11 protein-coding genes are annotated in these 13,707 nt (G+C 49.7%); 2 read left to right on the top strand and 9 right to left on the bottom strand.

Going from position 1 to position 13,707, the window contains the following annotated elements; translation table 11 throughout:
• The 7 genes from B5D63_RS02865 to B5D63_RS02835 form a co-directional block, all read right to left on the bottom strand.
• Positions 1-549: an RNA polymerase sigma factor gene (locus B5D63_RS02865; protein WP_078667254.1), complete on the bottom strand. Its 549-nt coding sequence runs from the start codon at positions 547-549 to the stop codon at positions 1-3.
• A 204-nt stretch (positions 550-753) separates the two neighbouring features.
• Positions 754-1,638, bottom strand: coding sequence for an anti-sigma factor (locus tag B5D63_RS02860; RefSeq protein ID WP_078667253.1), 885 nt, complete (start codon positions 1,636-1,638; stop codon positions 754-756).
• A gap of 6 nt (positions 1,639-1,644) precedes the next feature.
• Positions 1,645-2,196, bottom strand: a complete 552-nt coding sequence (locus tag B5D63_RS02855) for an RNA polymerase sigma factor (RefSeq protein WP_078667252.1) — start codon at positions 2,194-2,196, stop codon at positions 1,645-1,647.
• Between the two features lie 69 nt (positions 2,197-2,265).
• The gene (def, locus tag B5D63_RS02850; protein ID WP_078668513.1) at positions 2,266-2,844 is read right to left on the bottom strand and encodes a peptide deformylase; all 579 of its coding nucleotides are present in this window, start codon (positions 2,842-2,844) and stop codon (positions 2,266-2,268) included.
• Positions 2,845-2,983: 139 nt separating this feature from the next.
• Positions 2,984-3,397: a Holliday junction resolvase RuvX gene (gene ruvX, locus B5D63_RS02845; protein WP_078667251.1), complete on the bottom strand. Its 414-nt coding sequence runs from the start codon at positions 3,395-3,397 to the stop codon at positions 2,984-2,986.
• A gap of 199 nt (positions 3,398-3,596) precedes the next feature.
• Positions 3,597-4,460, bottom strand: coding sequence for a UbiA-like polyprenyltransferase (locus B5D63_RS02840; RefSeq protein ID WP_078667250.1), 864 nt, complete (start codon positions 4,458-4,460; stop codon positions 3,597-3,599).
• A 37-nt stretch (positions 4,461-4,497) separates the two neighbouring features.
• Positions 4,498-5,040 (bottom strand): RNA methyltransferase, encoded by a 543-nt coding sequence (locus B5D63_RS02835; protein ID WP_078668512.1) that lies wholly within the window; start codon positions 5,038-5,040, stop codon positions 4,498-4,500.
• Positions 5,041-5,086: 46 nt separating this feature from the next.
• On the opposite strand from B5D63_RS02835, the gene mutS reads away from it, so the two are divergent.
• Positions 5,087-7,696, top strand: coding sequence for a DNA mismatch repair protein MutS (mutS, locus tag B5D63_RS02830; protein ID WP_078667249.1), 2,610 nt, complete (start codon positions 5,087-5,089; stop codon positions 7,694-7,696).
• A 505-nt stretch (positions 7,697-8,201) separates the two neighbouring features.
• Complete coding sequence (locus B5D63_RS02825) at positions 8,202-8,510, top strand: response regulator (RefSeq protein ID WP_078667248.1); 309 nt, start codon at positions 8,202-8,204, stop codon at positions 8,508-8,510.
• Positions 8,511-8,601: 91 nt separating this feature from the next.
• On the opposite strand, the gene B5D63_RS02820 is transcribed toward B5D63_RS02825, so the two are convergent.
• Both B5D63_RS02820 and B5D63_RS02815 read right to left on the bottom strand, forming a co-directional pair.
• Complete coding sequence (locus B5D63_RS02820; RefSeq protein WP_078667247.1) at positions 8,602-10,305, bottom strand: SusD/RagB family nutrient-binding outer membrane lipoprotein; 1,704 nt, start codon at positions 10,303-10,305, stop codon at positions 8,602-8,604.
• A 23-nt stretch (positions 10,306-10,328) separates the two neighbouring features.
• Positions 10,329-13,580 (bottom strand): SusC/RagA family TonB-linked outer membrane protein, encoded by a 3,252-nt coding sequence (locus B5D63_RS02815; RefSeq protein WP_078667246.1) that lies wholly within the window; start codon positions 13,578-13,580, stop codon positions 10,329-10,331.
• Between the last annotated feature and the right edge of the window lie 127 nt (positions 13,581-13,707).

The raw sequence follows: 13,707 nt of genomic DNA, 5'->3' as shown, positions 1-13,707 counted from the left end.
TTATTTGTTCAAAATGCTCCTTAACTGGATGATGGCGTTACGCAGTCTGGTTTTCACGGTACCCAGCGGAATATCGAGCGCCCGGGAAATTTCTTCCTGGGTACAGCCTTTGTAATAAGCCAGATCGATAAGGGTACGTTGTTCTTTGGTCAGTTTGTCCAGGACTTTGGAGAAACCGAGATAATCTACGGATTGGTACACGGTTAACGGGCCACCGTTTAGATGTACGTCATCCGTAATATTTTGGATTTTCTGTTCAAGTTTATAGGCTTTGGAGCGCAGCACATCGATCGCAGTATTGCGGGCGATATTCAGCATCCAGGTAAACAGGCGTCCTTTGTCTTCATTGTACTGGTCTGCATAACGCCATATTTTCAGGAATACGTCCTGCAGCACGTCAATAGCCTGCGTATGGTCGTTCAGTACCTTTACGATCACGCCATAGAGTGCCGGCGAATAGTGATCATAGAGGAAACTGAATACTTTCTGGTCGCGGGCATGAAGGCCTTGTACCAGTTCTGCTTCTGTGTATGTTACATGATAATCCAAGACAGGCAGCCAGGTTTGGTTGATCGGTATATTTGGTTGAATTCATTCCATGACATCATAGGTAGCGCCATCCGCAACTGAAAAAAATCTATATAAACTACCTTGCTAATCTGAGTAAACTGTGCCGAGCGTGTAACTAATGGTTTTCCGAGGTATCGGGAGCAATTTACGGATTAATCAATTACAACCCGTAGTTGCCTGTTACTATTTCTGTATTTTGGCCGACAGCTGCAACTGGTCCATAGTAGGCTGTGTGCTGCCGCCTTCCTTCTCGAGTGTGATGGCAAAGCCTTCTGCCGCTTCTGCCGGCTTCATCGGCTGAACTTTCTGTGTCACCTGCGCTCCGCTACGGAACACGCCGGCGTCTACCAGCTTTTTGTTATGGATGGCCCATAACTGATATTGTTTACCGGCCGGAGGCAGCGGTAAAGTTTGTGCCATGAGAAAAACGGCGTGGGAAACGGGGTTCCAGCAAACCGTCACGATTTGTCCGGCGTTGGCGCCGAAGCCTTCCAGCTTAATCCATTTAAAAGCCGGGTCTTTCAGCATGTCCAACTCCTTCTGTATTTCCTGGCTGGCGGTGAGCGACTGGCTTTCCTTTTCAGCGTCCAGCTTTTCTTTGGCAGCTATCAGCGACTGGTAGCGGCTTTTATAGTCTGTAGAGCGACTGAAGAAAAAGAAGTTGAGTATTACGCTTCCGAGGAACAACAGGATAATAGCGGCCGCAATGTATTTCCAGACTTTTTCAGCACCGGATTTACGGCTATTGCCGTTGAGCCGTTTCACAGGCGCTTCGTGAGCACCGCTGGCAGCGGCCGGCGCGCGTAGTTCTTCCGGCAGCAACACATTCCCGGCAGGTGTTTCTTCTTCCCGGATCATGTCCAGCAGGCGGTCTTTGATACCGGCTGGCGGCGCCATGGCATACAACTGTACAAACCGCTCCCTGTCCAGCTGCAACTCCTGGACAGCGGCTTTTACCTGAGGATACTGTGCCGCGATAGTTTCTACTTCGCTGTGTTCTGCTTCGGTAAGCAGCCCAAACACATAACTCTCCAGGATACCGGATGATATGTAACGTTGTACATCCACTGTGCGTTATAATTGTTTTAATAGGATTCTCAACTGCATAATCGCATTGCGCATTCTGGTCTTCACTGTTCCCAAAGGTATATCAAGGGTTTTGGCGATTTCTTCCTGTGTACAACCTTTGAAGTAGGCCAGATCAATGATAACACGCTGATCTTTGGGGAGGCCCTCGATCACCTTCGTTAACCCGAGATGGTCTACGGACAGGTGTACGGCCAGTTGCGGCTCATACATCAGATTGGCGCTGGTTACGTCTTGTACTTTCTGATCAAGTTTATGGGCTTTTGACCTTAAGCTGTCGATAGCGGTATTCCTGGCAATGTTGAGCATCCAGGTAAAAAGGCGGCCTTTGGAGGGATCGTATCGGTCTATATTCTTCCAGATCTTTATAAATACTTCCTGGAGCACATCTCCTGCGGAAGCATCATCCGTAACTATTTTGAGCGCCACCCCATACAAGGCGGGTGAGTAATGGTCATATAAGTAACTGAATAATTTTTCATCCCTGGCTTGCAGTCCCTGAATGAGCTCTATTTCAGTATATGATAAGGTAGTTCCCAAAATGGATACGGATGGTTAATCTTTACAATACCAAAATAAAGGGTTTTCTTTACATTACAAAATTATTTCCTATTTAGGAAATGTCATTTTGTAGTCCACCCTTATCTTTCCTTTGGTGATATCATCGAGTTTGCTTTTCAACATCCTGCGTTTCAGCGGCTTGAGGTGATCGATAAACAGTTTGCCATCGATGTGGTCGTATTCGTGCAGGATCACGCGGGCAGTCACGCCGGTAAAGGTTTTCTGCTGCGGTTCAAAATGCTCATTCACATAGGAAAGGGTCACGGTTTCATCGCGGTATACGTCTTCCCGTACTTTCGGAATGCTCAGGCAACCTTCGTTGTAAGCCCATTCCTTTCCGCCGGTTTCCACGATGTGCGCGTTGATAAACACTTCCTTGATCCCTTCGTCTCCCGGATATTCGCTCTTTTCATCGTCTTCCAGGCCGTCGATGATCTGTTTGCTGTCTACCACGAACAGGCGGATGGATTTGTTGATCTGAGGGGCTGCAATGCCTACTCCGTTGGAGCCGTACATTGTTTCCCACATATTGGCTATAAGTTCCTTCAACTGGGGATAATCGGGCGTAATGTCATCTGCTACTTTTCTCAGTACCGGGTGCCCGTATGCAACAATTGGCAATATCATGATCTTGTGCTGTTTTTTATTGATCTGCAAAGGTACGACATTTGGTTATTTTGAGATTTTGATATTTTGATATTTAGTTATTTGAATGGGTATCCGTAGTTAAATATCAAAATATTTAAATGAAAAAATAAATAAATGGCTAAATTTTATTTTGCAGGTACTCCTGTAAGATAATGGTGGCGCTGATTTCATCCACCAGGCCTTTATTCTGGCGGTCCTTTTTCTTCAGGCCACTGTCTATCATACTCTGGAAAGCTATTTTGGAGGTAAAGCGCTCATCCACCTTTTTCACCGGCACCTGGGGGAAGTTCTTCCGGAGAATGCGGACGCATTCTTCCACCAGCGGCGTGGCATGGGTAGCGTTGCCATCCAGGTTTTTAGGCTCCCCGATGATAATCGCCTCTACCTCTTCGGCGGCGAAATATTTTTTCAGATAAGGGATCAGCTCATGGGTAGGGATAGTAGTAAGCCCGCTGGCAATCAGCTGCAGCGGATCTGTCACAGCCAGTCCGGTCCGTTTTTTTCCATAATCGATAGCCATTACACGCGCCATACCATTTAGGGATTTTTTGATTTAGGGATTTTTTGATTTACGGATTTTTTGATTTACGGATTTTTGATTTGAATTAGTTGTTGTGAAATTTGTTGATCAGTGCGACTTTCTGATTGATTTATTTTGACATATGGATACGCTGGTTATCCCCAAAAATCAAAAAATCCATAAATCAAAAAATCCATAAATCAAAAAAACGCTAAATGATCAGCATGTCTGCAATCACAAAAACGGCAAACACTACGCTGGCAATACCATTGGTAGTCATAAACATCACATTGACCTTGCTGAGGTCATGTGGTTTTACCAGCAGGTGCTGGGATATGAGCATGGCGATGAACACAGCGGCGCCTATCCAGAACAGCCAGTGATAATGTCCGTATATGCCGATGGTGATCACCAGCGCCGCGGATATCACATGCAGCAATTCGGAAAAACGCAGCGCGCCGGTGAGGCCCAGCCATGCCGGAATGGAGTTCAACCGTTGGGACTTGTCGAAATCTTCGTCCTGCAGCGAATAGATAATGTCAAAACCGGATACCCAGCACAGCACCAGCACAGATACCAGCACCGGCAGCAGGGCAAACTCGCCTGTCACCGCCAGGTACGCCCCTATCGGCGCCAGCGACAGCCCTACGCCCAGCACCATATGGCACAGGGCCGTAAAACGTTTGGTATAGCTATATCCCAGTACCACCAACAGCGCGATGGGCGACAGGAAAAAACAGACACGGTTGATGAACCAGGTGGTGAGGATAAACAACATCACATTGATCAGGATGAAAAACATGGCATTCTGCGGGGAGATAATGCCTGCCGGGATCTCCCTTTTGGCCGTCCTGGGGTTCAGTTTGTCAATGTCCATGTCCAGCCAGCGGTTGAACGCCATGGCGGCGCTGCGGGCAAATACCATGCACAGCACCACCAGCCCGAAGGTTGTCCAGCTAAAACTGCCTCCCCCTTTGGTGGTAGCCATAAAATAACCGGTCAATGCAAACGGCATGGCAAAGATGGTGTGACTGAACTTTACCAGCGACAGATACTTGTTAATAGTAGTAATCATATGTAAACAGTTGAGCTAACAGCTCTTAAATATAAACTTAGCGGCCGGCGGCGGCTTTCAGTTTTACAAAGATATCCCAAACTACAATACCGGTGCTAACGGAAATATTCAGGGAGTGTTTCATGCCTGACTGGGGTATTTCGATACAGCCGTCAGCTATTTTCATTACCCCGGCGTCCACGCCGCTCACCTCGTTGCCGAATACAAGTGCCAGTGGCTGACTGGCGGGAGGCACAAAAGCGTCGAGCATCACGCTGCCGGCGGCCTGTTCAATGGTCATGATGCGGTATCCGGCGTTTTTCAGGGCCTCCACGGCCTCCATGGTAGTAGGGAAGTATTGCCAGTCCACCGTTTCGGTAGCACCGAGGGCTGTTTTGTTAATATCGCGGTGCGGCGGCACCGGCGTATAGCCACACAATACGATGCCCTGTAACAGGAACGCGTCTGCCGTTCGGAAAACCGATCCCACATTGTGCATACTGCGTACATTGTCCAGTACCAGTACCACGGGCGTCTTATCTGCTGCCTTGAACTCGTCCACCGTTTTACGGCCCAGTTCATCCATGCTTAACTTTCTCATGATCTGCAAAGATAACCGGATCGGATGAGTTTTATATATTTGCGCCATGGCAAAAAGTAAATCAGAAGAAACGCCACTGATGCTACAGCATAAGGCTATCAAAGACAAATACCCGGATGCAGTACTATTATTCCGCGTGGGCGACTTTTACGAGACCTTCAACGAAGACGCAGTGATTGCCTCAAGGGTACTGGGCATTGTGTTAACCAAAAGAGCCAATGGATCTGCTTCTTACGTTGACCTCGCAGGTTTCCCCCACCACTCGCTGGACACCTATCTGCACAAACTGGTGAAAGCCGGTCACCGTGTAGCCGTCTGCGATCAGCTGGAAGACCCTAAAACCGTTAAAGGCATTGTAAAACGCGGGGTGACCGAAATGGTAACGCCCGGCGTAGCCGTAAATGACAAGCTCCTGGAGAACGCCAGCAACAACTTCCTGGCGGCCGTTCACTTCGGCAAAGACATTACAGGCGTCTCTTTTCTCGATATTTCCACCGGCGAATTCATCGTCGCCGAAGGCAGCACTGAGTATGTGGACAAGCTCCTGCAGAGCTTCCGCCCGGCAGAAGTGGTGTTTGCCCGTCAGCAACAGAAACATTTCAAAGCCACTTTCGGCAGCCGCTTTTATACCTATAACCTCGACGAGTGGATCTTTACCACCAGTTACGCAGAAGACATTCTGCTGAAACACTTCCAGACCCACTCCCTCAAAGGATTTGGCGTGGAAGGCATGGATGCCGCCATCATCGCGGCCGGCGCCACCATGCACTACCTGAAAGACACCGAACATCCGCACCTGCAACATATCACCCGCATACAGCGCATCAGCCAGGACGACTTCCTCTGGATGGACCGCTTCACCGTGCGTAACCTGGAACTGCTGCATAGCAGCGTAGAAAACGGTCATACCCTGCTTAAAGTGCTGGACAACACCGTTACCCCTATGGGCGGCCGCCTGCTCAAACGCTGGCTGGTATTCCCCCTGCGGGACATCGCCCAGATCAACCAGCGCCTGGACACGCTCACCTATTTCATCAAAGAAACCGAACTGGCCCAGCAACTGGTGCATCATCTCAAACTCACCGGCGACCTGGAAAGACTGGTATCCAAGATCCCGCTGCGTAAAATCAACCCGCGTGAAGTAATGCAGCTCGCCCGTTCCCTCGAACAGGTACAGGCCGTACAGGAACTGCTGGGACAAAGCGGCAATGACTACCTGTTACGACTCAACGAAAAACTGGATGCTTGCGCCCCTATCCTCACCAGGATACTCAACGAAGTGATGGAAAACCCACCGGTGCTGGTCAACAAGGGCGGCGTTATCCGCGATGGCGTCAACAAAGAACTGGACGACCTGCGTGGCATCGCCACCAAAGGCAAAGACTACCTCCTGCAGATACAACAGAAAGAGTCGGAAGCCACCGGTATTCCTTCCCTGAAAATAGCCTTCAACAACGTTTTCGGCTATTACCTGGAGGTAACCAACACCCACAAAAATAAAGTGCCCGACACCTGGATACGTAAACAAACGCTGGCCAACGCCGAACGTTATATTACACCGGAACTGAAGGAGTACGAAGAAAAAATAGTAGGCGCAGAAGACAAAATACTGACGCTGGAAACACGGCTGTTCGACGAACTGCTCGCGGCGCTGCAACCTTTTATAGAACCGGTACAGCAGGATGCACAGGTGTTTGCGCAGCTCGACTGCCTCCTCTGCTTCGCCAACAATGCATTACAATATAAATACCGCCGGCCTGTCATCACTGATGGCTACCAGCTCGACATCCGCGAAGGCCGTCACCCGGTGATAGAAAGGGGCCTGCCTGCCGGCGAAACCTACGTGGCCAACGATATCCAGCTCAATAAAGACGATCAGCAGATCATCATCCTGACCGGACCCAACATGAGCGGTAAATCAGCGCTGCTCCGGCAGACCGCACTCATCACCCTAATGGCGCACATGGGCAGCTTCGTACCCGCCACCAGCGCCGAGATCGGGCTGACCGACAAAATATTCACGCGTGTAGGCGCCTCCGATAACCTGAGCGGTGGAGAATCTACCTTTATGGTGGAGATGAACGAAACCGCCAGCATTATTAACACCATTACGCCACGCAGCCTGGTGATACTGGATGAAATCGGCCGTGGCACCAGTACCTACGACGGCATCTCCATCGCATGGAGCATTGTGGAGTACCTGCATGATATGACCGATCACCGCCCGAAGACACTGTTTGCCACGCACTATCATGAACTCAATGAGCTGGAGAACAAACATACCCGGGTGAAAAACTTCCATATCACCAATATGGAGTCGGGCAACAAAATCATCTTCCTGCGTAAGCTGGCGCCGGGTGGCAGCCGCCACAGCTTCGGTATCCATGTGGCCCGTATGGCCGGTATGCCGCCGGAACTGATCAACCGTGCCAATGAAGTACTGGCGAACCTGGAAGAAAAACATATTGATACGCCCTTGCAGAAGAACATCAAAAATATCACGACGCCCACGCAAAAATTGCAGCTCAATATTTTTGACGCACACAGTGACACATTCCAGCAGATACGGGAGAAACTGGGCACTGTTGACATCAACAGGCTGACTCCTGTAGAAGCTTTGCTCAAACTAAGCGAGATTAAAGAGATGATCAATTAAAAGATAATGCTGAACTGTGGACACAGCCAGCCGCTTTTATATCTGATAAGTGATAGTAGCAGCATCCGGCTACCACCCCGGTGCTGCCATATCTGGTCCTATGCTTGCCAAATTTGGGTTAACGTTACACATACGGCTTGCGCCGGATGGTAACCATATAGCAACTTTACTATCCGTCATGCTTTATTTGAATAACAGTATGATGGATAGTGATTTTTGCAAATGACAATTTACCGCTTCATCTGCACAGCGTTCGTAGTAGTTCTTCAAAGTCACCGTCATAATAATATGGCCGTTGTAGAAATATTACTACAGACAGTATCAAAAAAGAATAGCACATTTGTCCTGACCATACCTATTTGCCATGCCATCATTCCTTATCGCCGAAGACCAAGCGTAGTCCGGATGGGCGCTATCCTGATGATCCGGGAACTTTTCCCTCACGCCGACATTGCGGAAACAGAAACATTTGACGAAGCCATCAAAAAACCGGAGAAGGAGCTACTTGACATGCTGCTGCCGGACATCCATATTCCGGGGGGGCGATACCATCCTGATGGTGCCGGCCGTGAAGCTGCGGCAGGCTCAAACGGCCATCCTCATCTTTTCCAGCTGCAATGAAGCCCTGCACGCGCCGGAGTACCTGAAAGCAGGGGCGGATGGCTACCTGTCCAAAAACGCGCCGCCGGAAGAGTTTAAATCTGCCATTCAGAAAATTTTCAGGGGTAAGAAGTATATCAGCGATGTGTTGCAGGACAGGCTGGTCAATACGAAGTTAATGCCAATTTGGAGTTGGGGTTATAATTCTTTTTGAGGGGGGAGATAAAAAAAGCGGCTGTTCCCCGGGGAACAGCCGCTTTTATGTATTCAGCAAAGGCTGCTATGAATGCGAATTTGTTATCAAGCTATTTTTTATCCCACCATACGCGGCCGGTGAAATCGTTGTCCGCGTTGCCGTATTCACCGGTTTGCTGCATTTCGGTGATGGCGTTTCTCCAGTTGGTCTGGTTGGCGATGGTTGGCTGCGGGAGCATCCAGCGACGGGGGATTACCACATTCTGGCCAGCCACCTGCATGGGTTCAAAAGGCAGGATACCGCCTACTTTGGGGATACCAGCTCTTTTCCAGGCGCCCCATGCTTCCCAGGGAGATTTGAACAGGTTCAGGAAGTTCTGGATGTTGATTTTTTCCAGCAGCACATCGTTAGCGCCGGTAAAGGCAACATTTGGTTTATCCAGGTAGGCAGCGATGGCAGCAGCATCCAGCGGCGCGTAGTCGCGGATCTTTGCTTCGCGGCCCATATCGTCATAAGCTTTGATAGAAGCTTCCACACCGTTTTTATAGTAGGTTTCCGCAGTACCGGTAATGATACCTCTTACCGCCAGTTCAGCCAGCATGAAGCACTGTTCAGCGTAGCTCAGGATAGGCTGCGTATAGCGTGCACCGTTATTGTTACCGTTTTCCGCATCCAGGTCAAACAGGCGGCGTTGCACGGCAGACACAGTATCTACGGTGCGGGTGACTTCCTTCCCGTTGAAGGTCATCTTATAACGTTTTACGTTAAAGATCACAGAGTCAGCTTTTACGCTTCTCCTGTCGGGGCTGGCAGGCAGGCCGAAATAACGGCGTTCGTTGTACTGGGCGGAAGCCGGGAAGGCGCCGCCTTTGATGAGGCTGTCCACCAGTTCTTTGGTGTAGCTGTTTTTCTCATAAAAGATGCCCAGACGGGGATCGTTGTTATTGTACATGTAGTCCAGCATGTTTTTGCTGGCAGACAGCGGATTATTGTCCATTGCCCAGTTACCGGCGCGGGCAAAGCTCGCATCAGCAGACAGGAACTTCCATTCGTCGGCGTTGTTTACAAAGAGACCGTCTTTAACTGCCATTGCATCTTTAATGATAGCGGTAGCCTTATCCGGTGTCCTTTTCAGCTGGCGCATGGCCAGTTTGATACGCAGCACGTTGGCTGCTTTTACCCATTTGGCGATGTCGCCGGAGTAAAAGATCTCAGCGTTACCCGGAGAAGCCTGTCCGGAGAGACCGCTCTGCAGGGTGGTGATGGCGGCTTTCAGCTCCGTATCCCACATAGGGAACAGTTTTTCCTGCGTATCATAAGTTGGTGTGAAGTTAGCGTCGGAACGGGCCTGGAACGCGTTGGAATAAGGCATGCTGCCATTAGCGTCGGAAGCCCTCCAGGCGCTGTACACCTTCAGGATTTTAGCAATCGCCAGTACGTTGCCATACTGTGCCCGTTCTGCTTCCGGTTTCCTGGACACTACCGCTTCCATTTCCACGAGGTTGCGGCCGATGCCTTTATAAAAAGCGTTATAGAAGTCGTTCGTGTTAGTCGGACTGAAAAGGCCGGTGGGAGACGATCCCGGAGCGGCCACACCAAACTGCATCCATTGCAGCTGGTAGGTATAAGCGTCGTAGAACCAGTCAAAATCGCGGTCTACAATGCCTTTTTCAGACTGGGTGATCAACATTTCCGGTGGTACGTCTTCACTTACCTGCGGGTTTTGGTTGAGATCTTCAAAGTTTTTGGTACAGGCGGTCAGCATCATACCAGCTACTGCTACGCCCAATCCCCATTTATTTACATGTTTCATGTTGTTCAGTTGTTAAACGGTTATTAGAATCCTACCTGTACAGTCAGGCCCATGTTACGGACAAACGGTACAGCGCCATACTCGGAGAAAGCAGATGTTTTGTTGTTACGTACTGCTTCCGGGTTGATGTGATCAGGCAGATTGTTGAACAGGTAACCCAGGTTACGGCCCACGAGTGATACGCGCAGGCTGTTCAGTCTCCAGCGTTGTACCAGGTCTGTAGGCAGGGAGTAGCCGAGAGATACTTCACGCAATGCTACATAAGAAGCGTCGAATACGGAAGCTTCGCGGATACCGATACCCCAGTCGCCCACCATACCATAGTACTGGAACGGCGTCAGCGGGGATACATATCCTTTTTCATATGCCTGTTGGTAGGTCATACCATCCAGCGCAATATTCTGGCCGTCTTTGGAGATGGTAGTACCTTTCTGGAACACCGCGTCCGGGATCATACCGTCATTGCGGGTTACACCGGAACCATCGGTAAAGGTGATACCGCCGTGTTCGGAATCACGACCATACATGGTGTTGGCAGTAGTACCACGACCAGTACCGTATTGATGGGAAGCAGAGAAGAAGTCACCACCGATACGGGCCTGGATCAATACACCGAGGTTCCAGTTTTTGTAGGTGAAGCTATTCTGCAGGCCCAGGTTGAAGTCGGGCATGATATTACCCACTACCGCACCACCACGTACAAATTTGTAAGGGAAGTCGCTGCCGCCAAGGGAGATGATCGGTTTACCGTTAGCGTCGCGGGTATAGCCGTAGTCAGTAATCAGGTTGCCATAGCTACCGCCTACAGAAGCAATGGCTTTTACGCCCTGGTCTTCGTTCAGTTGCAATTGGTCTACGCCAGGTGCAAGGCTGATGATTTTGTTTTTGTTGCGGCTACCATTCAGGGTTACGTCCCAGGTGAAGTTTTTATGCTGGATGGGCGTACCGTTGATGGACAATTCAATACCTCTGTTGATCATGCTACCGGCGTTGATATAACGGGAGGTAACACCGGATTCAATCGGTGTAGGCAGATTGATGATCTGGTTGGTGATATTGGTGCGGTACCAGGCAAAGTCAAAGCCCAGACGGTTGTTGAAGAAGCGAACATTGGCGCCCAGCTCCCAGCTTTTGGAGATGGAAGGTTTCAGGGCCATATTCGGCAGGATGTCTGTATTATATATATTTACCAGCGGTAAATTTTTACCGGTAGCGGAGCCCTGGAACAAGCTAGGGGTATAATAGCCAACATTGATTTGATAAGGATCGAGGTCACCACCTACCATCGCATAGGAAGCACGCAACTTACCATAGCTGATCCAGGAGGGCATTTCTTCTTTCAGTGTCTGGGTGAATTCCCACGCAGCACTTACAGATGGATAGAAATAAGAGTTAGTGGTTTTTCCGTTGCTGCCTTTCGGATAAGTCAGCGCAGAAGACCAGTCGTTACGGCCGGTCACATCCAGGAACAGTTCATTGTTATAAGCCAGGCTGGCCGCGAAGAACAGTGAGTTGATGCGTTTGCGAAGCAACGGATCATTCTTCACGATCGGCGCGTTGATACTGTTAGAGATATCGTACAAGAACGGAATACGCAAACCGCCATCGGAGTAATTGTTGTATTGTCTGCCGATGCCGCTGTTCCAGGTTTCACCACCCAGGTTCAGGCTACCGTCGAATTTTTTACCGAGTTTCGGCGTGATGATCGCCATACCGGTGAAGGTATACTGGGATTTGTTCACCCCTGCAATGGAATAAAAAGCATCGGAACCTTTGAAGAAATCAGAAGTCCCCACTTCTTTACGTTCATCAGTAGATTGTTCGCTGCTGAAGTTGGCTTTACCAATGAATTTCAGCCAGTTGGTGGCCACCGCGGTGAGGGCAAAATTACCTGTGATCAGCGATTCTTTACGGGTCCAGCTGTTGTAAGCCTGCTGATAGAAATAGTCAGCGCCCGGGTTGGTGCTCAGGTTAGCACGGCCACCGTTGGGTCCGAGGTAGTTTTCCGGCTTGCTCCAGATAGAAGGATCGTAGTTACGCGGGAACACATACACCCATTTACGGCCGATGTTGTAGTTGGTGTAATCACCACCCTGACGGTCGGGGTTCAGTGTTTTGGAGGTAGCGTAAGTTACGCCCGCATCTGCGCTCAGCACTCTGGAGATCTGGGAAGAACCACGGAAAGCAAAAGTGTTTCTGCCGAAGCTGTTGTTCGGAGAAACGGAGTTGTTGTCCAGGTGGGAGTAAGACAAACGGAAAGTTCCTTTGTCGTTACCGCCTTCCATGGCCACGTTGGTATTAAAGTATTTACCGGTTTGGTAAAGATCTTTAGCGTTGTTAGGTTTAGGTGTAAAGGGTACGCTGGTGCCGTTTGGCAGCTGTACCATTCTGCCGTCCATTTTAGGACCGAAGCTGTAACCGCCGGCAGTATTGTCGTAAGAACCATCGATACCCTGACCGTAACCATTTTGCAGGTCGATGGCGCCGCGGTATACTTTTTCGATCTGGGCCGTCTGGCTAACGGTAACGCCTATTCCTTTTCTTGCATTACCTTTTTTGGTGGTAATGAGGATAGCGCCGTTGATAGCGCGGGAGCCGTAGAGTGCTGTAGCGGCAGCACCTTTCAGTACGGTTACAGACTCATAGTCGTCCGGGTTGAGGTTTTTCAGTACGTTACCGAAGTTTACGTCAGCAGCGCTTTCATCGTTTTCGAAGATCACCCCATCCACGATGAAGATCGGCTGATCTTTACCGTTCAGTGATTTGGCGCCACGCAATACGATACGGGGAGCTGCAGCAGGGCCGCCGGCAGCAGCGGAGATATCAAGACCGGCAACTTTACCCTGCAGGGCGGATACCGGGTTGATGGAGTTGGTTTTGGCAACATCCGCACCTTTCAATTCTGTTACCGCATAGCCGAGTTTACGTTGTTCACGTTTCATACCCATGGCGGTAACCACTACTTCGTTCAGATTTTTGTTGTCTTCTTTCAAGACGATGCTCAGGGTGGTTTGCCCGTTTACCGGCACCTCCTGATTCATAAAACCGATGTAAGAGAGGACCAGCGTAGCGTCGGAAGCCACCTGTACTTTAAAGGTACCATCAGCACCCGACATGGCGCCGTTGGCAGTTCCTTTTTCCTTTACCGTTACACCCGGCAAAGGCGTTCCTTTTTCATCTTTTACGGTTCCCGTAACAGCTTTTTTATCCTGCGCCCATGCAGCAAAGCAACAGCATAAGAAAAGCAACGTGGTGAGAAGAAATGATCTTCGCATAGCTTCCTTTTGGTTTAAATTATAACAAAGTGATCAGTCACATGGCAATTACATAAGTGCATGGTAAACCATTTTCCAGCAACTGACTGCAGAAGGCAGTACAATAGGCAGGCAAAACATAGTTTCC

It is taken from the genome of Chitinophaga eiseniae, from assembly GCF_900167135.1.
Taxonomy (GTDB): Bacteria; Bacteroidota; Bacteroidia; order Chitinophagales; family Chitinophagaceae; genus Chitinophaga; species Chitinophaga eiseniae.
This window is presented reverse-complemented; position numbering and strand designations above follow the sequence as displayed.

Excerpts from the sequence above, each read along its gene's own strand:
- ruvX (WP_078667251.1), bottom strand. The coding sequence starts at position 3,397 with ATGGCGCGTGTAATGGCTATCGATTATGGAAAAAAACGGACCGGACTG.
- def (WP_078668513.1), bottom strand. The coding sequence starts at position 2,844 with ATGATATTGCCAATTGTTGCATACGGGCACCCGGTACTGAGAAAAGTA.
- B5D63_RS02840 (WP_078667250.1), bottom strand. The coding sequence starts at position 4,460 with ATGATTACTACTATTAACAAGTATCTGTCGCTGGTAAAGTTCAGTCAC.
- B5D63_RS02815 (WP_078667246.1), bottom strand. The coding sequence starts at position 13,580 with ATGCGAAGATCATTTCTTCTCACCACGTTGCTTTTCTTATGCTGTTGC.
- mutS (WP_078667249.1), top strand. The coding sequence starts at position 5,087 with ATGGCAAAAAGTAAATCAGAAGAAACGCCACTGATGCTACAGCATAAG.
- B5D63_RS02820 (WP_078667247.1), bottom strand. The coding sequence starts at position 10,305 with ATGAAACATGTAAATAAATGGGGATTGGGCGTAGCAGTAGCTGGTATG.
- B5D63_RS02835 (WP_078668512.1), bottom strand. The coding sequence starts at position 5,040 with ATGAGAAAGTTAAGCATGGATGAACTGGGCCGTAAAACGGTGGACGAG.